Annotated in this window: 26 protein-coding genes and 2 tRNA genes; 12 read left to right on the top strand and 16 right to left on the bottom strand. The window is 66.6% G+C overall.

Going from position 1 to position 25,785, the window contains the following annotated elements; genetic code table 11:
- Positions 1–16: 16 nt before the first annotated feature.
- The 4 genes from cysS to ACFWIX_RS13990 all read right to left on the bottom strand — a co-directional run bounded on the left by cysS (position 17) and on the right by ACFWIX_RS13990 (position 3,384).
- Entirely contained in the window at positions 17–1,468 is a 1,452-nt protein-coding gene (gene cysS, locus ACFWIX_RS14005; RefSeq protein ID WP_377216735.1) for a cysteine--tRNA ligase, read from the bottom strand.
- Positions 1,469–1,510: 42 nt separating this feature from the next.
- Positions 1,511–2,017: a 2-C-methyl-D-erythritol 2,4-cyclodiphosphate synthase gene (ispF, locus tag ACFWIX_RS14000; RefSeq protein WP_377216734.1), complete on the bottom strand. Its 507-nt coding sequence runs from the start codon at positions 2,015–2,017 to the stop codon at positions 1,511–1,513.
- Between the two features lie 2 nt (positions 2,018–2,019).
- Entirely contained in the window at positions 2,020–2,802 is a 783-nt protein-coding gene (gene ispD, locus ACFWIX_RS13995; RefSeq protein ID WP_377216733.1) for a 2-C-methyl-D-erythritol 4-phosphate cytidylyltransferase, read from the bottom strand.
- Between the two features lie 99 nt (positions 2,803–2,901).
- Positions 2,902–3,384 carry a CarD family transcriptional regulator gene (locus ACFWIX_RS13990; RefSeq protein WP_011690592.1) on the bottom strand — a complete coding sequence of 161 codons (483 nt, stop codon included), beginning with the start codon at positions 3,382–3,384 and terminating at the stop codon, positions 2,902–2,904.
- Positions 3,385–3,641: 257 nt separating this feature from the next.
- On the opposite strand from ACFWIX_RS13990, the gene ACFWIX_RS13985 reads away from it, so the two are divergent.
- A complete protein-coding gene (locus ACFWIX_RS13985; RefSeq protein ID WP_377216732.1) occupies positions 3,642–4,196 on the top strand; it encodes a hypothetical protein in 555 nt (184 codons plus the stop codon).
- A 73-nt stretch (positions 4,197–4,269) separates the two neighbouring features.
- On the opposite strand, the gene ACFWIX_RS13980 is transcribed toward ACFWIX_RS13985, so the two are convergent.
- Together ACFWIX_RS13980 and ACFWIX_RS13975 are read right to left on the bottom strand one after the other, a co-directional pair.
- Positions 4,270–4,950 carry a response regulator gene (locus tag ACFWIX_RS13980; protein ID WP_377216731.1) on the bottom strand — a complete coding sequence of 227 codons (681 nt, stop codon included), beginning with the start codon at positions 4,948–4,950 and terminating at the stop codon, positions 4,270–4,272.
- Positions 4,947–6,194: a sensor histidine kinase gene (locus tag ACFWIX_RS13975; RefSeq protein WP_377216750.1), complete on the bottom strand. Its 1,248-nt coding sequence runs from the start codon at positions 6,192–6,194 to the stop codon at positions 4,947–4,949. The genes ACFWIX_RS13980 and ACFWIX_RS13975 overlap by 4 nt, the downstream gene beginning before the upstream one ends.
- 206 nt (positions 6,195–6,400) lie before the next feature.
- Here ACFWIX_RS13975 and phoU point away from each other — a divergent pair, with 206 nt between their 5' ends.
- Positions 6,401–7,063, top strand: coding sequence for a phosphate signaling complex protein PhoU (phoU, locus tag ACFWIX_RS13970; RefSeq protein ID WP_377216730.1), 663 nt, complete (start codon positions 6,401–6,403; stop codon positions 7,061–7,063).
- A gap of 98 nt (positions 7,064–7,161) precedes the next feature.
- Here the strand turns inward: phoU and ACFWIX_RS13965 are convergent, their stop codons facing one another.
- Positions 7,162–7,908 carry a phosphoglyceromutase gene (locus tag ACFWIX_RS13965; RefSeq protein ID WP_377216729.1) on the bottom strand — a complete coding sequence of 249 codons (747 nt, stop codon included), beginning with the start codon at positions 7,906–7,908 and terminating at the stop codon, positions 7,162–7,164.
- A gap of 82 nt (positions 7,909–7,990) precedes the next feature.
- Between ACFWIX_RS13965 and ACFWIX_RS13960 the strand changes: the two genes are divergently transcribed.
- The gene (locus tag ACFWIX_RS13960) at positions 7,991–8,806 is read left to right on the top strand and encodes a class I SAM-dependent methyltransferase (protein WP_377216728.1); all 816 of its coding nucleotides are present in this window, start codon (positions 7,991–7,993) and stop codon (positions 8,804–8,806) included.
- A gap of 111 nt (positions 8,807–8,917) precedes the next feature.
- Here ACFWIX_RS13960 and ACFWIX_RS13955 read toward each other — a convergent pair whose 3' ends face one another.
- A complete protein-coding gene (locus tag ACFWIX_RS13955; RefSeq protein WP_377216749.1) occupies positions 8,918–9,256 on the bottom strand; it encodes a DUF2516 family protein in 339 nt (112 codons plus the stop codon).
- 24 nt (positions 9,257–9,280) lie between these two features.
- Positions 9,281–10,471, bottom strand: coding sequence for a trans-sulfuration enzyme family protein (locus ACFWIX_RS13950; RefSeq protein ID WP_377216727.1), 1,191 nt, complete (start codon positions 10,469–10,471; stop codon positions 9,281–9,283).
- Between the two features lie 105 nt (positions 10,472–10,576).
- Here ACFWIX_RS13950 and tmk point away from each other — a divergent pair, with 105 nt between their 5' ends.
- From tmk to ACFWIX_RS13920, 6 genes are all read left to right on the top strand, one after another.
- Positions 10,577–11,233 carry a dTMP kinase gene (gene tmk, locus ACFWIX_RS13945; RefSeq protein WP_377216726.1) on the top strand — a complete coding sequence of 219 codons (657 nt, stop codon included), beginning with the start codon at positions 10,577–10,579 and terminating at the stop codon, positions 11,231–11,233.
- Complete coding sequence (locus ACFWIX_RS13940) at positions 11,230–12,372, top strand: DNA polymerase III subunit delta' (RefSeq protein WP_377216725.1); 1,143 nt, start codon at positions 11,230–11,232, stop codon at positions 12,370–12,372. Before tmk ends, ACFWIX_RS13940 begins: the two co-directional genes overlap by 4 nt.
- A 17-nt stretch (positions 12,373–12,389) precedes the next feature.
- Complete coding sequence (locus ACFWIX_RS13935; protein WP_377216724.1) at positions 12,390–13,985, top strand: alpha/beta hydrolase; 1,596 nt, start codon at positions 12,390–12,392, stop codon at positions 13,983–13,985.
- A gap of 103 nt (positions 13,986–14,088) precedes the next feature.
- Positions 14,089–14,161, top strand: a tRNA-Thr gene (locus ACFWIX_RS13930).
- Between the two features lie 282 nt (positions 14,162–14,443).
- Positions 14,444–15,499, top strand: coding sequence for a hypothetical protein (locus tag ACFWIX_RS13925; protein ID WP_377216723.1), 1,056 nt, complete (start codon positions 14,444–14,446; stop codon positions 15,497–15,499).
- 38 nt (positions 15,500–15,537) lie between these two features.
- A complete protein-coding gene (locus ACFWIX_RS13920; RefSeq protein ID WP_377216722.1) occupies positions 15,538–15,723 on the top strand; it encodes a hypothetical protein in 186 nt (61 codons plus the stop codon).
- Positions 15,724–15,781: 58 nt separating this feature from the next.
- Here the strand turns inward: ACFWIX_RS13920 and ACFWIX_RS13915 are convergent, their stop codons facing one another.
- The 7 genes from ACFWIX_RS13915 to ACFWIX_RS13885 form a co-directional block, all read right to left on the bottom strand.
- Positions 15,782–16,627: an aldo/keto reductase gene (locus ACFWIX_RS13915; RefSeq protein WP_377216721.1), complete on the bottom strand. Its 846-nt coding sequence runs from the start codon at positions 16,625–16,627 to the stop codon at positions 15,782–15,784.
- Between the two features lie 63 nt (positions 16,628–16,690).
- Positions 16,691–17,170 (bottom strand): hypothetical protein, encoded by a 480-nt coding sequence (locus ACFWIX_RS13910; RefSeq protein ID WP_377216720.1) that lies wholly within the window; start codon positions 17,168–17,170, stop codon positions 16,691–16,693.
- An 8-nt stretch (positions 17,171–17,178) separates the two neighbouring features.
- Positions 17,179–17,862 (bottom strand): bacterial proteasome activator family protein, encoded by a 684-nt coding sequence (locus ACFWIX_RS13905; RefSeq protein ID WP_377216719.1) that lies wholly within the window; start codon positions 17,860–17,862, stop codon positions 17,179–17,181.
- Between the two features lie 101 nt (positions 17,863–17,963).
- On the bottom strand, positions 17,964–18,158 hold the full coding sequence (locus ACFWIX_RS13900; RefSeq protein ID WP_377216718.1) for a YbdD/YjiX family protein: 195 nt from the start codon (positions 18,156–18,158) through the stop codon (positions 17,964–17,966).
- A complete protein-coding gene (locus ACFWIX_RS13895; RefSeq protein ID WP_377216717.1) occupies positions 18,158–20,452 on the bottom strand; it encodes a carbon starvation CstA family protein in 2,295 nt (764 codons plus the stop codon). Before ACFWIX_RS13895 ends, ACFWIX_RS13900 begins: the two co-directional genes overlap by 1 nt.
- 144 nt (positions 20,453–20,596) lie before the next feature.
- On the bottom strand, positions 20,597–21,136 hold the full coding sequence (locus ACFWIX_RS13890; RefSeq protein ID WP_377216716.1) for a PadR family transcriptional regulator: 540 nt from the start codon (positions 21,134–21,136) through the stop codon (positions 20,597–20,599).
- Positions 21,137–21,161: 25 nt separating this feature from the next.
- Positions 21,162–22,145: an NAD(P)H-quinone oxidoreductase gene (locus ACFWIX_RS13885; protein WP_377216715.1), complete on the bottom strand. Its 984-nt coding sequence runs from the start codon at positions 22,143–22,145 to the stop codon at positions 21,162–21,164.
- Positions 22,146–22,255: 110 nt separating this feature from the next.
- Here ACFWIX_RS13885 and ACFWIX_RS13880 point away from each other — a divergent pair.
- The 3 genes from ACFWIX_RS13880 (at position 22,256) to ACFWIX_RS13870 (ending at position 25,784) form a co-directional block, all read left to right on the top strand.
- A tRNA-Ser gene (locus ACFWIX_RS13880) sits at positions 22,256–22,343 on the top strand.
- Between the two features lie 81 nt (positions 22,344–22,424).
- A complete protein-coding gene (locus ACFWIX_RS13875) occupies positions 22,425–23,144 on the top strand; it encodes a VOC family protein (RefSeq protein ID WP_377216714.1) in 720 nt (239 codons plus the stop codon).
- Between the two features lie 84 nt (positions 23,145–23,228).
- A complete protein-coding gene (locus tag ACFWIX_RS13870; RefSeq protein ID WP_377216713.1) occupies positions 23,229–25,784 on the top strand; it encodes an ExeM/NucH family extracellular endonuclease in 2,556 nt (851 codons plus the stop codon).
- Position 25,785 lies beyond the last annotated feature (1 nt).

Raw genomic sequence — 25,785 nt, 5'->3', positions numbered from 1 at the left:
GGCAGGAAAACGCGCCTCAGTCCCGCTTCAGGCTCCACGTGGCGCCGTCCGGACCGTCCTCAACCACGACGCCGGCCTGGTTCAGTGTGTCGCGGATGGCATCCGAGGCAGCCCAGTCCTTGGCGGCGCGCGCCTGGGCGCGGGCGGTCAGCTGGGCTTCCACCAGGACATCCAGTGCGGCAGCTTCGGGGCCGCCGCCCGAGGGGCCTGTTGCGGCAGCGTCCAGGCCGAGCACGCGGGTCATGGCCCGCACCTGGTGAAGCGCCGCGCCGGCGTCCTCCAACCGGCCCTCGGTCAGGGCAGTATTGCCGGACCGGACCGTGTCATGGAGTACGGCAAGGGCCTGGGGGACGTTAAGGTCGTCGTCCATGGCACGCTCGAATTGCTCGGGGACCCCGCCCAGGGAGGCGGCTGCCGCGCCGGGCGGCAGGGCTCGGACGGCGCGGTTGATGAAACCGTCGATGCGTTCGACGGCGGCCGCGGCCTCCTGCAGCGATGTGGGCCGGTAGTCCAGCACGGAGCGGTAATGCGCCTGGCCCAGGTAGTAACGGACCACCCGGGGCGGCGCCAGTTCCAGCATTTCTGCGGGGCTGATGGTGTTGCCGATGGACTTTGACATCTTCTCGCCCTGGTAGGTCACCATGCCGTTGTGCATCCAGAAGCTGGCGAACGGGTGTCCGGCTGCCTGGGACTGGGCCATCTCGTTCTCGTGGTGCGGGAACCGCAAGTCCAGCCCGCCCCCATGGATGTCGAATTCGGTGCCGAGATATTTGGTGACCATGGCGGAGCACTCCAGGTGCCAGCCCGGCCGCCCGGTGCCCCACGGGGAATCCCAGCCCGCCGTCGTCGGTTCCCCCTCCTTGTGGCCCTTCCAGAGCGCGAAGTCCCGCGGGTCCTTCTTGCCCCGGGGATCGGCGTCCGGGGCCGCCTGCATGTCGTCGATGTTCTGGCGCGTCAGCGACCCGTACTTGGCCCAGGAGCGGACGTCGAAGTAAACGTCCCCGGACCCGTCCGTCGCCGGGTAGGCGTGGCCCCGGTCGATCAGCTGCCCGATCAGGGCGTGCATTTCCGGGATGTGGCCGGTGGCGCGCGGCTCGTAGGTGGGCCGGGAGACACCCAGCGTGTCGTAGGCCTTGAGGAATTCCTGCTCGTAGCGGTACGCCAGCGCCCACCATTCCTCCTCCCGGACAGTGTCCGGGCCCGCCTCGAAAGCCGGGCTGAAGGATTCGGCCGACTTTGCCAGGATCTTGTCGTCAATGTCGGTGACGTTCCGTACCACGGTGACGCGCAGGCCGTGGTACTGCAGCCAGCGGGTGAGCTGGTCGAAGGCAATGGCGGAGCGGATATGGCCCACGTGCGGCATTCCCTGCACCGTGGCCCCGCAGTAGTAGAGGCTGGCCTTGCCGGGAACGAGGGGGACGAAGTTCCGGACTTCGGCGGAGGCAGTGTCATAGAAGCGCAGGGTCACCGCTCCAGATTAGCCGATGGGGCCATGGGAACCCCCGGTGGCCTACGGCTCCGTGGGACCTGCGGCGGCTGCCGGATAGACGAGAGCCGTGGCGACGGCGGAAATGCCCTCTCCCCTGCCGGTGAAGCCCAGGCCGTCGCTGGTGGTCGCTGTGACGCTGACGTCCGCCCCCGCGGCTTCGCTGAGCACCCGGCGGGCTTCTTCCCGGCGGGGACCGAACTTGGGCCGGTTGGCCACCAGCTGCACGGAGACGTTGCCGATCTCGAATCCGGCGGCCCGGACAATCCGCGCCGCCTCTGCCAGGAGGGTGGTACCGGACGCGCCCGCGAACTCGGGCCGGTCCGTGCCGAAGTGCGTGCCCAGGTCTCCTATCCCGGCGGCGGAAAAGAGGGCGTCGGCCGCCGCGTGCGCGACGGCATCCCCGTCCGAGTGCCCGGCCAGACCCCGTTCCCCTTCCCACTGCAGCCCCGCAAGCCATAACGGGCGGGGGGCTTCGTCCGGGGCGAAGGCATGGACGTCGACGCCGATTCCGGTGCGCGGCAACACCACGGCTATCCCTCCACCCAACGCGCGCCGAGGGGACCTTCCAGCAGGCCTTCGGCGAAGATCAGGTCCAGAGGAGTGGTGATTTTGAGGGACTGGATGGAGCCCCGGACTGCGTGTACCGGAGTACCGGTCATCTCCACGAGCATCGCGTCGTCCGTGACCGCCGCCGCCTGCTCCGGTTCCAGGTCCCGGGCCGCACGGTGTGCGTGACGGAGGGTTTCCACCCGGAAGCCCTGTGGGGTCTGGACGGCGCGCAGCTCTTCGCGGGGGGCGGTGCCGGTGACCAATTCGGGTGCTACCGCAGCGTCCGGCCCCTGTGTGGGCGCCACGGTCTTGACCGTATCCACGACTGCGACGGCGGGAATCACGGCTTCGGCGCCGGCAGCCAGGGCGTCGGCCACACGGTGGAAGACGGTCTCCGGGGTCAACGCCCGCGCCGCGTCGTGGACCAGGACAGCTTCGATTCCGTCCATCAGGGCCTCGAAGCCGGCCCGGACGGAATCAGCCCTGGTGGCCCCGCCGTCGACAACGCTCAGTAGCGGGCCGCCGTCGGCCAGTTCCTCCTGGAAATCCGCGCAAAGCTTCCGCAGCGCGTCATCCCCGGCTGGAAGCACAACGCAGACCTGGCTGGCCGTACCGGACGAAACAATGCCGCGCAGGGCATGCATCAGGATGGGCTCCCCGCCCAGGGGCACAGAGGCCTTGGGCATGCCGTAGCCGAGCCGTTGTCCGGAACCTGCGGCCACGAGAATCACCGCTGTGACCAGGCGGTTGGGTGTTTCAGTCATGGGCACAAGCCTACGTCGCCGGTAGGCGCGCAGCCCGGACCGGACGGAATTGGGCAAAAAGAAGCCCCGGCGGCACCGCGTGCCGCCGGGGTTCGATTCTTAGGAAGCCAGGACCTCGTCGAGAACGCTTGCAGCCTTCTCCTCGTCGGTCTTCTCGGCCAGCGCCAGTTCTGAAATCAGAATCTGCCGTGCCTTGGCCAGCATTCGCTTCTCGCCTGCGGAAAGGCCCCGGTCGTGATCACGGCGCCACAGGTCGCGGACAACCTCAGCCACCTTGATGACGTCACCGGAAGCAAGCTTCTCCAGATTTGCCTTGTACCGGCGCGACCAGTTGGTGGGCTCTTCGGTGAACTCGGCGCGGAGGACGTCGAATACGTGCTCCAAACCTTCCTTGCCCACTACGTCCCGAACCCCAACAAGGTCAACGTTTTCTGCTGGAACTTCAATGGTCAGATCACCCTGAGCCACCTTGAGCTTGAGATACATTTTCTCTTCGCCCTTGATGGTGCGCATCTTGATTTCCTCAATCTTCGCAGCACCGTGGTGAGGGTAAACTACTGTCTCGCCGACCTCAAATACCATGTGGACATTTCCCCTTTCCCGCAGACCAGTTTATCACGATTAAGGCATATGCCCGGCCTGGCGAGGGCCCTGGAACCGCGAAAATACGCGGAAATTGGGCACAATCCGCACCCCCAACCCCCTTGACGAACGCGGATAATAGTGCATGCGGCGGGTGCTGCCAAGGAGGATGTGACGGTCCCGAATCCTTGATTCGACGGGTTTGCCGATAGGCTATGCGTGATTAATGTTCCAACCCCTCACAAGGAGTACGTGACGTGCGTTTCACTGCGACGAACCGGGCCCAGCGCGGCAAACTGGCATTGACGGCTGCCGCCATCGGCATGGGCCTGCTGACTGCAGGCTGCAGCTACATCACGCCCCAGCAGACCACCCACCAGTACTCCTCCTCGGACGGTATCCGCACTGACCTGGGCCCGCTGAAACTGCGGAACATCCTGGTCGTCTCCGCGGGCGAGGACCAGCCGGGCCGGCTGATCGGCGCCGTGTACAACAATTCGTCCAAGGATGTCACGCTGAAGATCAGCGGCGCCGAGGGTTCCGAGGCCGAAGTTCCCGTCAAGGCCAACTCCTACACGCTGCTGAACGACACCACCGACGAAGTCGTCCTGGACACCACCGGCGGGAAGCCGGGGTCCCTGGTGGACATGGAAGTCAGCGAAGACGGCACCAACGTCAGCAACACCGTCAAGGTGCCGGTGCTGGACGCCACCCTGAACGAGTACAAGGACTACCTGCCTGCCGGCAGCGAACCGACCGAGTCAGCTGAACCCACCGCTTCGCCGTCCGAGAGCGCTTCCACGGGCCACTAAGCACTATTGCTGAGGCGCAGACAAGGAAAGGGAGGGGCCGCCGGCCCCTCCCTTTCCTTATGCCCTGCTGTTCCTACGGCTCGAACTTATAGCCCAACCCGCGCACGGTCACCAGGTACCGTGGCGCTGACGGGTCCGGTTCGATCTTGCCGCGGAGGCGCTTCACGTGGACATCAAGGGTCTTTGTGTCCCCTACGTAGTCCGAGCCCCACACCCGGTCGATCAGCTGCCCGCGCGTCAGGACCCGGCCGGAATTGCGCAGCAGCATTTCCAGCAGCTCGAACTCCTTCAAGGGCAGAAGCACCTGTTCGCCGTCCACGCTGACAACGTGCCGCTCGACGTCCATCCGCACCGGACCAGCCTGGACCGTGGCGGAGACCAGTTCTTCGGGTTCGCCCTGCCGGCGCAGGACCGCCCGTACCCTCGCGACGAGTTCCCGGGAGGAATACGGCTTGGTGACGTAGTCGTCGGCTCCAAGCTCCAGGCCCACCACCTTGTCGATTTCCGAGTCTTTGGCGGTCAGCATGATCACCGGAACGGATGAACGCTGCCGGAGCTGGCGGCACACCTCGGTTCCGGACAGGCCGGGCAGCTGCAGGTCCAGGAGCACCAGGTCGGCGCCGTTCCGGTCAAACTCGGTGATGGCTTCCAGGCCGTTGTCCACCACCTCCACTTCGAACCCCTCTTTGCCCAGCAAATAGGACAAGGGATCGCTGAACGACTCCTCGTCCTCGACAATCAAGATCCTGCTCAAGCGCTAGCTCCTCGTTTTTTCGCGCCGGGGGCGCTGGGTACTCGTTTTTCGGTGGACTCGGCATTGGCCAGCTCGGGCGGACCGGAGACGGCTTCCGGTGCCGGTGGCAGGAGCTCGGCCGTTTCCTGCCCTTCCATTTCCGGCAGGCGCAGGGTGAACGTGGAGCCGTGACCGGGCTGGGACCAGAGGGTCACTTCGCCGCCGTGGTTGGAGGCCACGTGCTTGACGATGCTCAGGCCCAGTCCGGTGCCGCCCGTATGCCGCGACCGGGCCGAATCCACCCGGTAGAAGCGCTCAAAGACGCGTTCCTGGTCCTCGGCGCTGAGGCCCTCCCCCTGGTCGGTGACTGAAATGGACACCAGCCCGTCCTTGGTCCGGACGCCGATTCCGACCCGGGTGTTGGGCGGCGAGTAGCGGATTGCGTTGTCGATGAGGTTGCGCAGGGCGGTGACCAACAGGTCCTGGTCTCCGAACACCGTTCCTTCGGCCCGGCCGCCCACCACGATGCTGATGTTCTTGCTCTCCGCCGGCAGCTGGGAACGGTCCACGGCCTCCGCAATCACGGCGTTCACATCCACCGGGCCGCCCTGCTGGGTGACGCTGGCGCCCTGTAGCCGGGACAGTTCGATGATGTCCTGGACCAATGCGGCCAGCCGACCGGATTCCTTGTGCATGCGCTTGGCGAAGCGCCGAACGGCCAGTTCATCATCGGCGGACGATTCCAGGGCTTCGGCCAGGAGGGAAATGGCACCAACCGGGGTCTTGAGTTCGTGGGACACGTTGGCCACGAAGTCGTTGCGGATTTCTTCGGTGCGGGTGATTTCGGTCCGGTCGTCGGCCAGGAGCAGGATGTATTCCTCCCCCAGCACCGCGGCCCGGACCTGGACGATGATGGTTCCCTGCCCCAGCGGACCGCGGGGCAGTTCAAGCTGCTTTTCCAGGATCACGCCGTCCCGGCGGACTCCCGCCGTCATGTCCAGCAGTTCCTTGTGCACGACGGTGTGCCCGCGGACCAGGCCGTACGCGTACGCTGCCGGGCTGGCGCGGACCACGCCGTCCACGGCATCAACCACTACGAAAGCGCGGCCGACGACGGCCAGCACCTCGGCGGCGCCGGCAGGCAGCGAGACCTCGTCGGAGCCGACGTCGAGGATTTGGCGCTGTTTTTCGCTGACCCGGTAGGCCAGCACGCCGAAGGTGCCAAGCGCCAGGCCAACGAGGCCGGCCAGCAGGCCGATTAGCATAGGATCCACAGGTCCACCTTATGCGCTGAAATTTGCCTTACCGGCGAGTCAGGCCCGCCCGGACCGACGGTTCAACTAACGTTCATCTGCAAGGACTTAACCGTTTACCCCATACTGGCAGGGTAACGAGTTGGAGTGCCTAACGGCGATACGATTCCTGCCGCCGTGGACGCGGCCGGTGGGAGTTCCGAAGAAAGGACGCCCACGTGCGTAAGGTTTTTCAGGAAGAGCTCACCCAGGTCGGTGACCAGCTGGTGGAAATCTCCCGCCTGGTCAGCGAAGCGATGGAGAAGGCAACCACCTCGTTCCAGGTAGCGGATGTGGATCTGGCCCAGGACGTCATCGCTGCCGACGCGCGGATCGACTTCCTGCAGAACAGCCTGGACGAGCGCGCCATCGACATCCTTGCGCTGCAGGGGCCTGTTGCCAGCGACCTGCGGATGATCGTTGGATCGCTGCGCATGAGCGCCTCCCTTGAGCGCATGGGTGACCTTGCCCGGCACATCGCCCAGCTGGCCCGCCTTCGCTACCCCTCCACGGTGATCCCCGCATCCATGACGGAGACGTTCAACCGCATGGCTGAACTGGACCAGGAGATCGCCGACAAGCTGACCGTGCTGCTGGAGACCCGCGACCTCGAGGTGGCGCGGGATATCCTCAAGGCCAACACCGCCATCAACGACCTGCACCTGAGCGTCTTCAAGGCCATCGCAGCCCCGGAGTGGAACGAATCGCCCGCGACCACCGTGGACGTGGCCCTTGCCAGCCGGTACTTCGAACGCTTCGCGGACCACGGCGTCTCCGTCGCGCAAAAGGTGACATACCTGGTTACCGGAGCATGGCAGCCGACCGGTACCGAACACAGCTAAGCCACGGCTCCCCTGAGCAACGTACGACGACGGGCTGGTCACCTGGGTGACCAGCCCGTCGTCGTACGCCGTTAAATCCAGTTCCTGCCGGGCCTGGGTTACTTCTTGCCCTGGTTTGCCACGGCCTGGATGGAGGCTGCTGCCGCCTCGGGGTCGAGGTAGGTTCCACCGGGGTTGACCGGCTTGAAGTTCTCGTCCAGGTCGTACACCAGCGGGATGCCGGTGGGGATGTTCAGGCCGGCGATGGCTTCGTCGCTGATGCCGTCCAGGTGCTTGACCAGGGCGCGGAGGGAGTTGCCGTGGGCGGTGACCAGGACGGTCTTGCCGGCCTTCAGGTCTTCCTTGATGTCCGACTCCCAGTACGGCAGCAGCCGGACCAGTACATCCTTGAGGCATTCAGTGCGGGGCAGGTCGTCGCCCAGGCCGGCGTACCGGGGGTCGTTGGCCTGGGAGAACTCGGAGCTGTCATCCAGGGGCGGCGGCGGAGTGTCGTAGGAGCGGCGCCACTCCATGAACTGCTCTTCCCCGTATTCGGCGAGCGTCTGGGCCTTGTCCTTGCCCTGCAGGGCGCCGTAGTGGCGTTCGTTGAGGCGCCAGTCGCGCTTGACCGGAATCCAGCCGCGGTCGGCCTTGTCCAGGGCGATGTTGGCCGTGTTGATGGCGCGCTTGAGCAGGGAGGTGTACAGCACATCCGGCAGAGCGTTGTTCTCCACCAGCAGCTCACCGCCGCGTGCTGCTTCCTCGCGGCCCTGGTCGTTCAGGTCGACATCCACCCAGCCGGTGAACAGGTTCTTGGCGTTCCATTCGCTGTGGCCGTGGCGCAGCAAAATCAGCTTGTAAGTCATGATTTTCATCCTAGCCGAGCAGTTGCGGGCGCTGCCGGGCGTTACGCGGCCTCAGCTGGCACTGCCACGATAAGGTGGCACGGTGGTGCAAAAGGCTGAGCGGGTGCAGGGCGGCCATGGCCGGCCGGTGGGGAACATTACCCGCGGCACCACCAACCCCAACCGGATGCGGCGGGTGGACCGTTGGGTTACCGGACCGCAGGCCTGGCGCCTCCGCGCCGCGGCTGACCCGCTGGTGGTGGACCTGGGCTACGGCGCGACGCCTGCCACTGCCGTCGAACTTCATACCCGCCTGGCCGCCGTGCGTCCGGATGTGCGTGTCTTCGGCATCGAAATCGAGCCCGAGCGGGTCCGCGACGCCCTGCCGCTGGAACGCCCCGGCCTGAGCTTCCGGGTGGGCGGTTTCGAACTTCCCGTTGCCGGCCGGCCGGTCCTGGTGCGCGCCTTCAACGTGCTGCGGCAGTACGAGGAGGCGGATGTCGCCGGAATCTGGCGGCTGGTGCAGGGACGCCTCGCTCCGGAGGGGCTGTTCATCGATGGAACGTGCGATGAGATCGGCCGCCGCGTGGCATGGGTGGCGCTGGATTCCGAGCGCCCGCTCTCGCTCAGCTTGTCCGTTCGGTTCGGAAGTTTCGCCTTACCCTCGGAGGTCGCGGAGCGGCTGCCCAAAGCACTCATCCATCGGAACGTTCCGGGCGAACCGGTCCACGCGTTCCTGCAGGCCATGGACCGGGCGTGGCTGGAGTGCGCGCCGCTGGGCGCCTTCGGAAACCGGCAGCGATGGCAGGGAATGTGCCTCGCGTTGCGCGCCGCCGGCTGGCCTGTGCAGGACGGGCCAGCGCGCTGGCGGCTTGGCGAACTGACCGTCGGCTGGGAAGCCGTAGCGCCGCCGGCCTAAGGGCCCACGCCGGCAGGGTTCCCTGGGCGAGCTTGCGAGCCTAAGGGCCGGTTGGGCCCACGCCGGCAGGGTTCCCTGGGCGAGCTTGCGAGCCTAGGGTGCCGGTGGGGATCACCAGGGCCCGTACGGGCCCATGTTCCGGCTGCCGCCGCGGCCTGCGTCCTTGACGGCAGGACGGACATCTGCGAGGTATACGGACGCAGCGACGACGGCGGCGAGGCCAAACAGCCCCAGTGTGCCGAAGATGCCCCCTCCGCTGCTGAGAAGCGAGATGACGCCGATCAGGGCGGAGCCACCGGTCAGTGCCAGCCAGAAACCCTTGGTGCGCTTGCCGGTGGCCTCGAATGCGTTGGCCCGGTGCCGGGCACAGTCCACCAGCGCCCACAGCTCCAGCCCGACCGCGACTACGGCCAGGATCAGGAAAATCGTCCGTTCAACAAACCCAATCATCAGATCAACGTCCACGGAACAAGCCTAGCCGTCCAGCCGGCCCAGCGCCTGCTTCAAGTCCGCCCACAGGTCCTCGACGTTCTCGACGCCGACACTCAGCCGGACCAGGTTCTCCGGGACGCTCTCCGGCTCCGCGGTGTGCCGGCGCCGGCGTTCGATGAGCGATTCCACTCCGCCCAGCGATGTGGCCGGCAGCCAGAGTTCAGTCGCCCGGACCAGCTGGTCCGCGGCTTCGGCGCCGTTTTGCCCGGAGCTCGAAGCGAGTTCGATGCACACGATGGACCCGAAGCCGGTCATCTGTGCCTTGGCGCGTTCGTGGCCCGGGTCTCCGGGAAGCCCCGGGAAACGCACGGACCCGACCCGCGCCTCGCCGCTCAGCCGCTCTGCAAGGACCATGGCAGATGCCTGGGAACGCTCCACCCGCAGGGCCAAAGTCCGCAGGCCCCGAAGCGCTAGCCACGCTTCGAAGGGCCCGGCGATGGCGCCATGGATGGTGCGGTGGTGCAGCAGTGCCGCGCGGATGTCCGGGTTGGATGTCACCAGGGCGCCAAGGACGACGTCGGAATGACCGGCGAGGTACTTGGTCACCGAGTGGAGGACGACGTCGGACCCCAGCTTCAGCGGCTGCTGCACGAGGGGGGTCGAAAAGGTATTGTCGGTGACCACGATGGCGCCGGCGGCGTGGGCCGCTGCGGTGAGTGCCGGGATGTCGGCGATCCCCAGCATTGGGTTGGTGGGACTTTCCAGCCAGAGCATGGACGCCGCCCTCGCGTCCGGCCCGGCAGGGGCCAGCGCCGCCTTCACAGCGGCAGTGTCTGCGATGTCCACGGTGCGGAGTTCCAGTGCACCCTTCTGCGCCAGCTCGGTGGCCATGACCAATGAGCCGGCGTAGCTGTGCGTGGGCATGACCAACACTCCCCCGGCCGGGACCAGGGAGAGGGCAGAACTGACAGCCGCCAACCCGGACGCGTAAAGGAGCGCGGGCAGTTCCGAACCCTCGAGCTGGCCGAGCGCCTCCTCGAACGGGTCCCAGGTGGGGTTCGAGTAGCGCCCGTAGCCGCGGTCGCCGTCGCCCAGGGGACCTGTGCCGAAGTATGTGGAGGACAGGACGATCGGTGGGTTTACCGGCTGGTCCCGTTCCCGGGCGGGGCGGCCCGCGGCAACCACCATCGTCTCGGCGGAGAGGCCAGCGGCATGCTGTTCGGAAAGGCTCATGCTGACAGGGTACTGTCCATGCCCGACAGGCCGGAAAGCGATGACAGCTCCGGCCTTACCCACAGCCCGTCCCGGAAAGCCGGTGCGGATCGGTAGGCTTAAGCAGTGAGCACATCAAGGGCCGGACTCTTCATCGCGTTTGAAGGCGGCGACGGCGCAGGCAAGTCCACGCAGGCGGCGCGACTGGCTGAAACCCTGGAATCCCGTGGCCTTTCCGTGCTCCGGACGCGTGAGCCGGGCGGTACCCCCATCGGCGAGAAGCTCCGCTCCCTGGTGCTGGACCACGGACACGGCCACATCGACGCCCGGACCGAGGCCCTGATCTTCGCGGCCTCACGGGCAGCGCACGCCGAACAGGTTATCCGGCCCGCCCTGGAGCGCGGCAGGATCGTGCTCACGGACCGTTACATCGACTCCTCCGTTGCCTACCAAGGGGCCGGCCGCGGGCTCGGGTCCGAGGCCGTCCGTACCCTGAACGAGTGGGCAACCTCCGGCCTGGCACCGCAGCTGACAGTACTGCTGGACGTGGAACCCGGCGTAGGCCGCAGCCGCCGGACCGCCGGAGACGCGGCCGAGGACCGGATGGAGTCCGAGGCCGACGGCTTCCACGCAGAGATCCGCGCGGCGTTCCTGAAGCTTGCCAAGGAGCGCCCGGAGGCCTATCTGGTGCTTCCTGCCCACCTTCCCGTCGACGAGCTCGCCGGGCGCATCCTGGCGAGGGTGGACTCCCTCCTCGGCCCGGACTCCGGAGGTGGCACATGACCGTCTGGGATGACCTTCAGGGCCAGCCGGCCGTCGTCGAGCAACTGCGCCAGGCCTCCAGCGGTGACGGGCTGACGCACGCCTGGCTGTTTACCGGGCCGCCCGGTTCAGGGCGCTCGAACGCCGCGAAGGCCTTTGCAGCGGCGCTGAACTGCGACCAGGAGGACGTCACCCGGCGCGGTTGCGGCACCTGCGCCGCCTGCTTGACGATCCTTGGCGAGACCCACTCGGACGTGACCTTCGTCCGCACCGAAAAGGTCACCATCACCATCGACGAGGCCCGTGAACTCGTGGCCACCGCCGGCAACCGCCCCTCCTCCGGCCGCTGGCGGATCATCGTGGTGGAGGACGCCGACCGGATGGCGGAGCGGACCACCAACGTGCTGCTCAAGGCGATCGAGGAACCTACGCCGCGGACCGTATGGATGCTGTGTGCGCCGTCGCCCGCAGACGTTCTGGTAACCATCCGCTCGCGGTGCCGCAGTGCGGCACTCCGCCTGCCGCCGGCGTCGGACGTTGCCGCCCTGCTGGTAAAGCGCGACGGCGTGGAACCGGCCCTGGCTGAACGCGCGGCGCGTGCGGCACAGAGCCATGTGGGAATTGCCCGGCGCCTGGCGCGCGATCCCGATGCCCGGGCGCGGCGCCTGGAGACCGTCCGGTTTCCGCTGGGACTGCGCGGGGTCACCGCCGCGGTGATGATGGCCGAGAAACTGGTCAAGATCGCCACTGCGGAGGCCACCAGCTCCAACGAAGAACGGGACGCAGCGGAGAAGGCAGCGCTCCTGGCCACCCTGGGTGCACCGGAAACGGGCACCCTGCCCCCGGCCATGCGCAGCCAGGTGAAGCAGCTGGAAGAGGACCAGAAGCGGCGGGCCAAGCGGTCCATCACAGACTCGCTGGACCGGACCCTGACTGATTTGTTGTCCTTTTACCGCGACGTGCTGATCATCCAGCTGGGGAACGCCGTGGAACTGGTGAACGTTGAACTCAGGAGTGAACTGGAAGAGTTCGCCGGCCGCTCCACACCGGAAACCACGCTCGCCCGGATGGACGCCATCAACAAAGCCCGCGAACGCATCACCACCACCAACGTTGCACCGCTGTTGACCATAGAGTCCATGGCAGCCAGCCTGATCTGACCTTCCAAGGAGACCCGATGACTGCCCGTCCATCCGCAGCCCGGCACCGATTCCCGGCCGGCGGCGCCACCGGCCATGCCTCCATGGGTCGCGGCCTGCGCGCTGCTGGGGCCTTGGCCCTGACCATGGTTCTGGCATCGTGCAGCTTGCTGGGCGGCGGAGAGGAGCGGGGGGAACCGGCCACTGCCAAGGCCGACCCGTCGATCGTGGCGGGCGCCCCCGAAGGCCTGGAGGAGTTCTACTCCCAGGAGGTGGTGTGGGAGCCCTGTGAGGAAGACTTCCAGTGCACCACAGTGACCGTTCCCATGGATTACGGCAACCCCGACGGCGAGTCCATCGAGATTGCCGCCCTCCGGGCTCCCAGCACGGGCAAGAAAAAGGGGAGCCTCCTGATCAACCCGGGCGGGCCGGGCGCCTCGGGATACGACTTCGTCAAGGACGCCGCGCTCACGCACTTTTCCCAGCCGGTCCGGGACGCGTACGACCTGGTGGGCTTCGACCCTCGCGGCGTCAAGCGGTCAGCGCCGGTTACGTGCATGACGGACGCCGAACGGGACGCTGCCCGGGCGAAGATCTACGACCTCGACACGGACGCAGGACTCGCCGCTGCGCTGGCGGACAACAAGGCCATCGCGTCGCAGTGCAAGGAGCAGACGGGCCCGGCGCTGGCGCACATCGACACCGAGAGTTCGGCCCGGGACCTGGACATCCTGCGTGCCGTGGTGAACGACGCCAAACTCAACTACCTGGGCTACTCCTATGGGACGTTCCTGGGCTCCACTTATGCCTCGCTCTTCCCGGACCAGGTGGGCCGTATGGTGCTGGACGGCGCCCTGGACCCCTCCATCAGCAACGAGGAACTCACCCGCGGCCAGGCCCGGGCATTCGAAAAGGCCATCAGGTCCTACGTGGCGGACTGTCAGCAGGACGACGGCTGTCCGCTGGGCGGGGACGTGGATTCGGGCGTGCAGTTGATCCGGGACCTGATCAATGGGATTCAGCAGAACCCGCAGAAGGCCAAGGACGGCCGGCTGGTCAACGCCACGATGTTCGTCAGCGGATTGATAACGCCGCTCTACAACGACGAGAGCTGGCCTGCACTGACCCAGGCCATTGAGGCGGCGTTGAACGGCGACGTCAGCCTGATGCTCCGTCTGGCCGACATCGGTGCCGACCGGTCCTCCAACGGCTCCTACACCTCCAACTCCACGTTCGCGTTCAATGCGATCAACTGCCTGGACTACCCCATGGAGACCGACGCCGATGCCATGCGGGCAGAGCAGCGGCGCCTCATGCAGGACTCACCGACGCTGGGCTACTTCTTCGCCTACGGCGGTACCAACTGCGCCGACTGGCCGCACAAGAGCGTCCGGACGCCGGCGCCGGTGGAGTACACGGGCGACACCCCAATCGTCGTGATTGGCACCACCGGCGACCCCGCCACCCCGGTGGAGTGGGCGGCCTCCCTGCGCAAGCAGCTGGGCAACGCCGTGCTCATGACCTGGGAAGGTGAGGGCCACACCGCCTATGGCCGGTCCAACACCTGCATCGAGGACCCGGTGGACGCCTACCTGGTGAGCGGGAAGTCGCCGGCTGACAACACGGTCTGCTGAGCCTTGCCTGGCAGGACCGGGTCCGTTTTGACCCCGGTGCGGGGACTCTATTACAGTTGACTCTTGCATGAACGGCCCGGTTCCACCGGGAAATTCACGCGGTGCTTCCTTAGCTCAGTCGGTAGAGCGTTTCACTCGTAATGAAAAGGTCATCAGTTCGATTCTGATAGGAAGCTCGGGCAAGACCCCCTCGAACTTTGGTTCCAGGGGGTCTTTCGCTGGTTAAGGGGCGTTTGGCTGGGGCCGGCGCTGGCGTTTTCGACGCGCAAAGTTGTTCCCGCTGCGGATGTGCGCCGGCGCACCTCATATAAAAGCCGCGCAGGCGCACATGCGCGTCGAAAACAGGGATCCGCGTCGAAACCGAACCGCTAAACCCTGGCCGGGACCGCAGGCGTCAGCTTCCCGTCGCGCATGGCGGCCACGGAGTCCGCCAGACCCCTGTGCCTATGATGGCGTCCATGGATGACCAGTCGCTGGCGGAGATCGCGGAGGGGCTCTATGCCCTCCCGCTGGGCGATTTCATTGCCGCCCGCGCCGCTGCCGCGAAGGAGGCAGCCGGATGGGATAAAGTCCTTGCCGCGGCCGTCCGCGCGCTGCCCAAGCCGTCGGTGGCCGCCTGGGCAGTGAACATGCTGGCGCGTCACGAGCCGGGCGTGGTGGAGGAACTGGCGGACGTGGGACACCGGATGCAAGCAGCCCAGTCGGCCCTGGATGCGGCCAGCCTCCGTGAATTGGCCCGTGAGCGCAGGACGATGCTTTCCGCCGCCGCGGATACGGCACGAAAAGTGGCCGAAGAACACGGCCGGAGCATCAGCGGGACCATGGCCGGCGACGTCGAAGAGACCCTCCGCGCGTTGACCGCCGACCCGGGCGCTGCCGTCGCGGTCCGGAGCGGCAGGCTGCTCAAGACACTGACCGCCGACGGCGTCAATGCCGTAGACATCGCTGGGTCCGTCGCGGTTCCGTCGGTCCTGCCGGAGCCGGACCTGCCCCCTGTGCCTGTCAAAGGTGTTCCTGCCAAAGGAGTGCCTGCCAGGACACGGATGAAGGAACGCCCGACGCCGGCACCCGCCTCCGGGGGGCCAGCCAGAAAGCATGGGGCCGCAGGGCGCGGGGCCGCAACCCGCGGCGATCCCGCAAAGCCGCCCGTGCCTACTAAGCCGCGGCTGGAGGCGGTCCGGCAGGCGCCGCGGCCACCGTCCCCCAGCGCCCTCGAGAAAGCCCGGATCGCGCTGGCAGAAGCCCAGGCTGCGGAGGAGGAGGCCGCTGCCCGTGCCGCCGAACTTCAAGCCAACGCCGAGGAAACCCGGAACCGCGTGGCGGCTCTTCAGGAAGAGACCTCGGCGCTCCGGAACCGGCTCAAGGCTGCCGACGAGGAGCTGGAGCGGCTGCGCCGTGCTCTGGGCAATACCTCCGCAGAAGCAAAACAGGCGGTACGCGCGGCTGATAAAGCAGCGCGTACCGCCATGCTGGCGCAGGAGCGGGTGCTCCGGTTCGACAACACGCGGAGCTGATTCCTCAAAATGTCAGACCCCGGTTGCACACTGGATTTATGGAGAACCAACCCGTACAGGAATTTCACGTCACGTACTTCGACGCTGACTGCGGCCGTGCCCGCTCCGAGGTTTTTGACACCCTGGCCGAGGCCGAGTGCTTCGCCAGCCGGAACTGCCGCGACCAGGACGGCTGGGCCGTGATCGACGCCGTTCCGGTGGAACTGGGCCGCGTCGCCGCCTAGTAGCAGCCGCCTGGTTCAAGGCACCTACCGGATCACAGCACCTAATGGGTCACAGCACCTAGGCGAAGTCGGAGACTGCCGGGTCGGGCCCGATCCTGCCCTCACCCGCAGGCGTGCGGTCGAGCTTGTTGATCGCTTCAATGTCGCCGGCGTCCAGGGTGACGTCCAGGGCGGCGAAGTTTTCCCGGATCCGTGATTCCGTCACGGACTTGGGGATCACCACGTTGCCGATGGCCAGGTGCCACGCGATGACTACCTGCGCTGGAGTGGCCTGGTGCTTGGCGGCGATGTCCGCCACGGTGGGGTCCTCCAGCAGTTCCCCGCCCTGTCCCAGCGGCGACCAGGCCTGGGTCAGGATCCCCTTGGCCGCACCGAACTCGCGCAACTCACGCTGGCCGAAATACGGGTGCAGCTCGATCTGGTGGATGGCCGGGACAACGCCGGTCTCGTCGATCAGCCGCTGCAGGCCCTCTGCCGTGAAGTTGGAGACGCCGATGGAGCGGACCCGGCCGCGCTTCTGCAGCTCGATCAGGGCCTTCCACGTGTCCACGTATTTGTCCTGCTTCGGCTGCATCCAGTGGATGAGGTACAGGTCCAGGGTTTCCAGGCCCAGCCGGTCCATCGAATCCTCGAAGGCAGCCAGCGTGGATTCATAGCCCTGATCCGAGTTCCACAGCTTGGTGGTGATGAACAGTTCCTCCGGGGACAGCCCGGAGGAAGCGATCGCACGGCCCACGCCTGCCTCGTTGCCGTAGATTTTTGCGGTGTCGATGTGGCGGTAGCCGGCTTCGAACGCCAGGCGGACCACCTTCTCCGCTACGTCGTCCTCAACCTGCCACACGCCATAGCCGAGCTGGGGGATGGTGTTTCCGTCGTTGAAAGTCAGAGTCGGTGAAAGTGTCATGGACTCATCCTGCCAAACCTGGTCCGCAGGAAGCAGTCGAACAAGGGCAACTAAGCCAGGCGCTTAACCCGGAATTTCCGAGGCCTCCCCCGGCGGGGTGCCGGACGCACCGAGGGCCGCCTCGGCTTCGCCAATCTGCTGGAAGACCGCCTCGGCGCGCCTCCGTACGGAAGCAGCTCCGACCGGAACCGGACCGACGGCGAGGCGGAGCATCGCGGCGGCTTCCGCCGTGGTGGCCAACGAATTTCCGGCTTTGGACAGGGCACGGTGGACGGCGGAAAGCGAGTCCGGAATGTCCAGCCCGTCACTGGGTGAACGCCGCTGAGCCTCCATGCAGATGGCCCGGACCCGGACCAGCAGGGCCGCCAGGCTGTTGGCTATTTCCACCAGTTCGTCGTAGAGCTGGTCGTCCTCAACCCCCTCCAGGACCTGGTGGAACCGGTCCAGGCCGCGCTGGAAGCGGTCGTGGGCGCGGCGCCACAGGCCCCGGCCGAGTTCCGCGTCATCCTTCCGCCCCTGCCGGGCGGCGCTGAAAAAGCCCAACCGCGGCCTTAGAGGTACTGGCCCGGACCATGGTCCGGGTCTTCGCGCTGGCCGGGTTTGCCCTGGGGCTGCTGGTGCTGCCCGGCAGGGGCACGCTGTGGTTCTCCGTTCTCGCCGATGATGACGCCGGGGGCGATGACCGTACCCGGGGGAAGCTGGCGCATCTGCAGTTGGGCGGCCGCATGTTCGCGGGCTGCGTGCTGGGCGGCGAGGGCCGTCTGGATGCCGTGGAAGAGGCCCTCTAGCCAGCCCACCAATTGCGCCTGGGCAATCCGGAGCTCGGCATCGGAGGGCGCTCCGTCCTCGGTGAAGGGCAGGCTGATGCGCTCCAGCTCCGCCACCAGCTCCGGCGCCAGGCCGTCCTCGAGCTCCTTGATGGAACGCTCATGGATTTCGGCGAGCCGCCCGCGGGCAGCGTCATCCAGCGGGGCGGACTTCACCTCTTCAAGGAGCTGCCGGATCATGGTGCCAATCCGCATCACCTTGGCCGGTTCGTCCACAAGGTCATGCAGGTTGCTGCCGCGGGGCTTGCCGCCCTGCCCAGGCTGGTTGCCGGGCGCACGCGCGCCACCAAGTGAACCGTCGACTGCGGGCCCTCCGTTGTCCACGGGCGTCCCCTCCATGGGGGTGTCCTCGGAATCGCCGTCAACGGGAAGCCCGCCCGTTGCCTGAGTGTCGTTCGGATCGCTCATGCGTTCATACTCTCACGAGCGATCGGCCCGGGGCCCACTCCATGAAGCGGCCCCGGGCCTTGGTCCGGGCTTGTCCCTAGCCATAGCCGCTGCGGGCACAATCAGCAGCACCGGCCCTGCGGGTTGGTGTCCTGCCGGTCCGTTTTGTCCCGCCAGAATTCCCGTTCGCTGAGCGGTGCCGAGGGGTGGCCGCAGGCACGGTGGTGCTCCAGGTACTTGGCGTAGGCGTCTGCTCCCAGCACCCCGCGCAGGTACCCGGCGATCCCCCGGAGCCCGCGGACCAGTCCGTCGATCATTAGTGGTGTCCTGCCCTTTCGAAGCGCAGCTCGGCCGGGACCTTCTCCCATTCGGCCAGCAACTGCCGTTCAGCGGGCGTCGGCACCAGGCCGGCCGGGGCGAAGACCCGCGACGGAAGCGCGGGATCCTCATTGGTGGGCACGGGCTGGCCCGTCGAATGGGACCGGAACGCCTTGATGGTGGCGAGCACCGCCGTCGTAATCACGATGATGCTCAGCACCACGAAGATCACCGACAGCCAGCCCTGGATGGCTGTGTTGCGCACCACGGCTTCCATGGCGGCCACGGTCTTGGCGGTACCGAACTCGGTCTTGCCGTCCGCCAGCGCCTTGCTGAACGCTGCATTGTTGGCGAAGTAGCCCACGGCCGGGGTGGAGGAGAAGATCTTCTGGTAGCTCGCGGTGATGGTGACCACCGCGGCGAATGCCAGCGGAAGTGCCACGATCCACAGGTACTTGAATGTCCCCTGCTTGGCCACGATGGCCAGGCACACAGACAGTGCGATGGCTGCGAGCAGCTGGTTGGCGATGCCGAACAGCGGGAACAGCGTGTTGATGCCGCCCAGCGGGTCGGTGACGCCCATCAGGAGCACGGCGCCCCAAGCCCCCACCATGATGGCGGTGCAGAGCCAGGCCCCGGGCCGCCATGAGTGTTCCTTGAACTTCGGCACGAAGTTACCGATCGAGTCCTGCAGCATGAAGCGGGCCACGCGGGTGCCGGCGTCCACTGCGGTGAGGATGAACAGTGCCTCAAACATGATGGCGAAGTGGTACCAGAACGCCATCATGGCGGTGCCGCCGATGAACTGCTGCATGATGTGCGCCAGGCCAACGGCGAGCGTCGGGGCACCGCCCGTGCGGGAAACGATGCTTTCCTCGCCCACGTTCCGGGCCGTTTCAGCGAGCATGTCCGGCGTGAGGTTGACCCCTGAGAGGCCCAGGCTGTTCACCCACGTTGCCGCGGTTTCCACGGTGCCGCCGGTCAAAGCCACCGGCGAGTTCATGGCGAAGTACAGGCCACGGTCGATGGAGATGGCGGCCACCAGGGCCATGATGGCCACGAATGACTCCATCAGCATTCCGCCGTACCCGATGTACCGGGTCTGGCGTTCCTTCTCCACGAGCTTGGGCGTGGTCCCGGAGGAGATCAGCGCGTGGAACCCGGACAGGGCGCCGCAGGCGATGGTGACGAACAGGAACGGGAAGAGCGCACCCGGGAACACGGGCCCGTTGTCGCGGCTGGCGAATTCGCTGAACGCCGGCACGTTGATTTCCGGGCGGACCACGATGATGGCCAGAGCCAGCATCACGATCACGCCGATCTTCATGAACGTGGAGAGGTAGTCACGGGGAGCCAGCAGCAGCCAGACGGGCAGGACCGCGGCGATGAAGCCGTAGATGATCAGGCCCCAGGCGATGGTCACCTTGTCCAGGCTGAAGATCTCGGCGCCCCACGGAGTCTCGGCCACGATGCCGCCGCCGATGATGGCGGCCATCAGCAGCACGAACCCGATCACGGAAACCTCCATGATCTTGCCCGGCCGCAGGTAGCGCAGGTAGACGCCCATGAACAGGGCGATGGGGATTGTCAGGCCCACCGAGAAGACGCCCCACGGGCTTTCACCCAGGGCGTTGACGACGACGAGCGCCAGGATCGCGACGATAATCACCATGATGAGCAGGGTGGCGATGAGCGCGGCAGTACCACCGATGACGCCCAGTTCTTCGCGGGCCATCTGGCCCAGGGAGCGGCCGCCGCGGCGCATGGAGAAGAACATCACCAGGTAGTCCTGCACCGCACCAGCCAGCACCACGCCGACGATGATCCAGATGGTGCCGGGCAGGTAGCCCATCTGCGCAGCGATGACCGGGCCCACCAGCGGGCCGGCGCCGGCGATGGCTGCGAAATGGTGGCCGAACAGGACGTTGCGGTCCGTCCGGACGTAGTCCTTGCCGTCAGCCTTGTATTCGGCGGGGGTGGCGCGGAGGTCGTCCGGCCTGGTGATGAAGCGTTCAATCACCTTGGAGTAGAACCGGTAGGCGATCAGGTAGGTGCAGACGGATGCGAACACGAACCAGATCGCGTTGACGGTTTCGCCGCGGATGATCGCCAGCATGAACCAGGCGACACCACCCAGGAGGGCGATGCCTGCCCAGAGTGCGATCTTGCCCGGCGTCCATCTGCGGTCCTCCGCTTCGCGGACCGCCGGGTCCACGCCCGCAGGCGGCAGTTCCGTGGCCACGGAGCCGCCCGCCGGCGGCGGGTTCTTCCGTGGATCTGGGGTTTCGGCCATGTCTCCTCCTTGAGAGTCAATACACGTGTTCTGGACGAACCCTACCAACGGCGCAAGCAGGTTGGGCAGGTTTTTTGGCTGCCCGGCGGCGTGGTGCGGCAAGCGGTGCGGACGCGGCGGCGAACGACGGCGGCGTCCCCCGGCCTAGGCCTGGCCGTTCAGCTGCGTCTGCTGCACCAGCCGCGCCTCGCACAGGTCCAGCCAGCGGATTTCGGCTTCAGTCTGGAAGATCAGCGAATCCAGGACCAGCAGACCGGCAGTATCCCCAGCGCGCTGGACCGGGACCAGGTCGCGGCGTGCTTTCGTGTAATCCTGCAGCGCGGTCATGGACGCGGCCCGCTGCGCCTGGATCACCGCGGGCACGTCCACCCCCGGGAGGGTGACGGCGAGCGCCAGCTTGATCGCGAGTTCGTTCCGCGGCGGAGCGCTCCGGTCCACCGGGGCAGCGAACCAGGTCCGGACCTCTGCCTCCCCCGCTTCGGTGAGGCTGTAAACCAAGTGCGCGCCGTCGTCGTCCGCTGCCTTGGTCACCAGACCGTCGCGCTCCAGCCGCTCCAGGGTGGTGTACACCTGTCCGATATTGAGCGGCCAGGTGCCGCCCGTGCGGTTCTGGAACTCGGCGCGCAACTGGTACCCGTAGCGCGGCTGGTGCAACAGGGCAAGAAGGCTGTAGCGGACGGACATGCGGCTCCTCGGGTATTCGGCCGGGCTACATCGCCAGCAGGACCTTGCCCACGTGCTCACCGGAATCGAAGTAGCGGTGTGCTTCCTGCACCTGGTCCAGCGGGAATGTCCTTGCCACCAGTGGGCGGATGCTGCCGTCAGCGACCAGCGGCCAGACGGCTTCCCGTACAGCGTCCATAATGGCACCCTTTTCGGCCACCGGGCGGGGGCGCAGCGCGGTCGCGACGACGGCGGCCCGCTTGCGCAGCAGCATACCCAGGTCCAGTTCCCCCTTGGTGCCGCCCTGCAGGCCAATGACCACGAGCCGGCCGTAGTCCGCGAGCGCGTCGACATTCTGCGGCAGGTACTTGGCACCTACGACGTCCAGGATCACGTCGGCGCCCTTGCCGCCGTTCTGCCGGCGCAGGCTCTCCGGAAAGTCCTCTTCGGAGTAGTTGATGCCGATGTGGGCGCCGAGGAACGCGGTGGCTGTGCTGACCTTCTCGGCCGTGCCGGCGGTTGCGGCTACCCGGGCGCCCAATGCCTTGGCGAGCTGGATGGCCATGGTGCCGATGCCGCCGGTGGCACCGTGGATGAGGACCGTCTCGCCGGGCTGCAGCTGGGCTGTCATCACCAGGTTCGAATAGACGGTGGCGGCGGTTTCCGGGAGGGAAGCGGCGGTGACCAGGTCCACGCCGTCCGGCACCCGCAGGACCTGCTCCGCCGGGACGGCCACCTGCTGGGCGTACCCGCCGCCTGCAAGGAGGGCCACCACCCTGTCCCCGACGGAGAAGGGCTTTGCGACGTCCGGGCCGAAACCCGCGATACGCCCGGAAACCTCCAGGCCCGGGACCTCCGAAGCGCCGGGCGGAGGGGGGTAGAAGCCCCGGCGCTGCTGGACATCCGCACGGTTCAGGCCGGCGGCAACGACGTCGATCAGCACCTCCCCGGGACCCGGCACCGGAGCCGGCACATCGCGCAGTTGCAGCACCTCGGGTCCGCCCGGTTCCGAAATGTAGACCGCTTTCATGCACCACTCCCGTTCCTTGGCTTACTCGACGCCCGCCTGCCGGCACGTCCCGGAGATGTTCGCGGCCGTGTTTTGTGGCAGGCAATGCCCTATGAAACACTACTGGGTGAGGAAGGTTGTCCGAGCGGCCGAAGGAGCTAGTCTTGAAAACTAGTGTGCGGTAACCCCGTACCAAGAGTTCGAATCTCTTACCTTCCGCGAAAGGAACCCCGGTGCGCCAGCAGTTGGCCGCCGGGGTTCCGTCGTTTCCGGAGCCGTCTTCCTGGCCGGAACAGACCATTGAAACTGCCATGGCCGGGGCATAGGGTCGTTGCTGTTGCCACCCTTGGCTGGGAATACCAGACCGGCGACCAGGAGAAATACGGCGGATACACCACCGCCTACAAGCAGGGAAAGGCCGTTGCCGGCCTCATGCAGAAGGACGCGGAGCAGGCCGGCATGCCGGATGCGTGGTCCACCTATCTCCGTACTGACGACGCCGAGGCCACCGCGGAAGCCGTGACCGCCCACGGCGGCCAGGTGTATGTTGCACCGATGGACGTGCCGGAGCAGGGCCACATGGCCTTCTTCGGCGACGCCGGGGGCGCGGCAATCGGTGTGTGGCAGCCCCGGGAAATGGGCGGCTACGAGCTCGTGGCAGAACCGGGCACCGCCGCATGGCACGAACTGCACACCAAGGACTACGACGCTGCGGTGAAGTTCTACCAGGACGTTTTCAACTGGGACACCACCGTTATGAGCGACACCGAAGAGTTCCGCTACACCACCCTTGGAGCCGGGAACGAAGCCAAGGCAGGCATCATGGATGCCTCCGGCTACCTTTCCGACGATGTTCCGTCGCACTGGCAGGTGTACTTCAACGTGGAGAACACCGATGACTCGATCGAAAGGGCCGTGGCCCTTGGCGCCACCGTCCTTGACGGGCCCGAAGACTCTCCGTTCGGGCGCGTGGCGTCCCTGGCTGACCCTACGGGGGCAACGTTCAAGATCATCGGCTAAGGGCGTCGTCCGCCATCCACCCTGTGTTCACCCACGACTGCTTTGCTGTGCCGGACACCACTTGGCCTAGGAAAGTAAGAGCGGATGAAGACCAAATTCTGGACCCTGGCACTGGGCGCGGTTCTGTCAGCGGGGCTCACTGCAGCTCCGCTGGCAGCCGTCCCGGGAGCCACGGCGGCCGGCACCTCCCCGGTCGTGATCAACGAGGCTTATCTCAGCGGCGGCAGCGCGGGAGCGGCCTATAAAAACAAGTTCGTTGAACTGTACAACTCCTCTGACGCACCCGTTTCGCTGGACGGCTGGTCCATCCAGTACCGCTCAGCCACCGGCACGTCCGCGCCTACCGGAGTGGCAGCCCTTGCCGGGACCATCCCCGCCCGGGGCTACTTCCTCATCAAGGCCAGTTCCAACAGCTCCACATCCACCGCTCCTGAGCTCCCCGCGGCCGACGTCACCGCCACGGGCTTCAACCCCTCCGGCACCACCGGCACCCTCATCCTCGCCAAGCAGTCCACCGCGCTGGGCGGCCTGGCCACCGGCTCCGTGATCGAACCGGCCGGAGTGGCGGACCTGCTGGGCTACGGCACGTCCAACACCTTCGAAACGAGGGCCGCCACCGCTCCGGCCAGCAACACCGACGTGAAGAGCCTGAACCGCAGCAACTTTGCCGACACCAACGACAACTCAGCTGACTTCGCGCTGAAGGCCGAGATCACCCCGCAGTCCGGTCCCGCCACCACACCGACGGACCCTCCCGCGGACCCGGGTGCTGCCACCACCATCGCGGAGATCCAGGGTACCGGCACCACGAGCCCGCTCGCTGGCGCCGGCGTTACGACGCGCGGCAGGGTCACCGCCGCCTTCCCCACCGGCGGCTTCGCCGGCTACTACATCCAGACCCCGGGCACAGGCGGAGACCTCACCCCGGCCAACCACGCGGCGTCGGACGGCATCTTCGTCTACTCCCCCGCCACCGTGGGTTCGGTGCAGATCGGCGACTTCGTCGAAGTAGCCGGCACCGTATCCGAGTACTACGGCATGACCCAGGTCAGCGTGGCGGACGCCGCCGGCCTCACCAAGCTCACCGACCCCGCACCGGAGGTCAAGGCCACCACCTTCAGCCTCCCCGCCGCGGAAGCCTTCCGTGAATCGCTGGAGGGCATGCTGCTGGCGCCCCAAGGCCCCATGACGGTCAGCGACAACTACTCGCTGAACCAGTACGGCGAGATCGGCCTGGCCGGAGGGACCACGCCGATGGTGCAGCCCACCGCGGTGGCACCGTACGGCTCGGCCGAATATAACGCCGTGGTGGCGGACAACGCCGCCCGCGGCATCAAGCTGGACGACGGGGCCAGCACCAACTTCCTCAAGGACGCCACCACCAAGGCTGAAGCCTTGCCGTACCTGACCGCCGCTGACCCCGTCAGGGTGGGCTCACCGGTAACCTTCGCCACCAACGTGGTGCTTGGATACGCCAACAACTCCTGGAAGTTCCAGCCGCTGGCCCATCTGACAACGGCCAACCAAGATTCGGTTCAACCGGCAAGGTTTGGGACCACCCGCACCCAGACACCGGAGGCCGTGGGCGGCAACATCACATTGGCAACCTTCAACGTACTGAATTACTTCACCACCACCGGCGACACGCTCAGCGGATGTTCCTACTACCACGACCGCGAAGGAAACCCGGTGACCGTCCGCGGCGGATGCGATGCGCGTGGAGCCGCCAATGCGGAGAACCTGAAACGCCAGCAGGACAAGATTGTCAGCGCCATCAGCTCTGCCGGCGTGGACGTCGCCGCACTCATGGAGATCGAGAACTCCGCCAAATTTGGCAAAGACCGCGATGACGCACTCGCCCGGCTCGTTGCGGCGTTGGATGCCGTCCAGCCCGGAGTGTGGGATTACGTCCGGTCACCGGCGGAAAGGCCTGAACTGAGCGACGAAGACGTGATCCGGACTGCCTTTATCTACCGCAAGGCAGCGGTAGAGCCCCTCGGCGATTCCATCATCCACAACGACACCGAGGCCTTCTCCAACGCCCGGAAGCCGCTGGCGCAGGCATTCAAACCCGTAGGTGGCGCGGGCAGCACGAAGTTCATCGCGATCGCCAACCACTTCAAGTCCAAGGGATCAGCCGCGACACACGATGACACGGACCAGGGCCAAGGCGCTTCCAACCTGGCCAGGACGGCACAAGCGAAATCGCTGCTCACATTCGCATCGTCAGTCCAAAAGGAGAAGAAAACGGACAAAGTCTTCCTGGTCGGAGATTTCAACTCGTACGCCAAGGAAGACCCCATGAACGTCCTGGCCGCCGCAGGCTACATCAACCAGAACACGAAGGCACGCAACGCAGACGGTACCGCCAAGCACTCGTATCTCTTTGGCGGCCGGGTGGGCTCCCTGGACTATGTGCTTGCTTCCCCTGCCGCTGATGCCGCCGTCACCGGCGCGGACATCTGGAACATCAATTCCGTGGAGTCCGTCGCCCTCGAGTACAGCAGGCACAACTACAACATTGTGGACTTCTATACGGCGGGCCCCTTCAGGTCCAGCGATCACGACCCTGTGCTGGTGGGTCTCGACCTGCCGGTCGCCGCACAGCTGGCCAGGAGCGGGACGAAACCCGGACGCTGAA

The organism is Pseudarthrobacter sp. NPDC058362 (genome assembly GCF_042723515.1).
Classification (GTDB): Bacteria; Actinomycetota; Actinomycetes; order Actinomycetales; family Micrococcaceae; genus Arthrobacter.
This window is presented reverse-complemented; position numbering and strand designations above follow the sequence as displayed.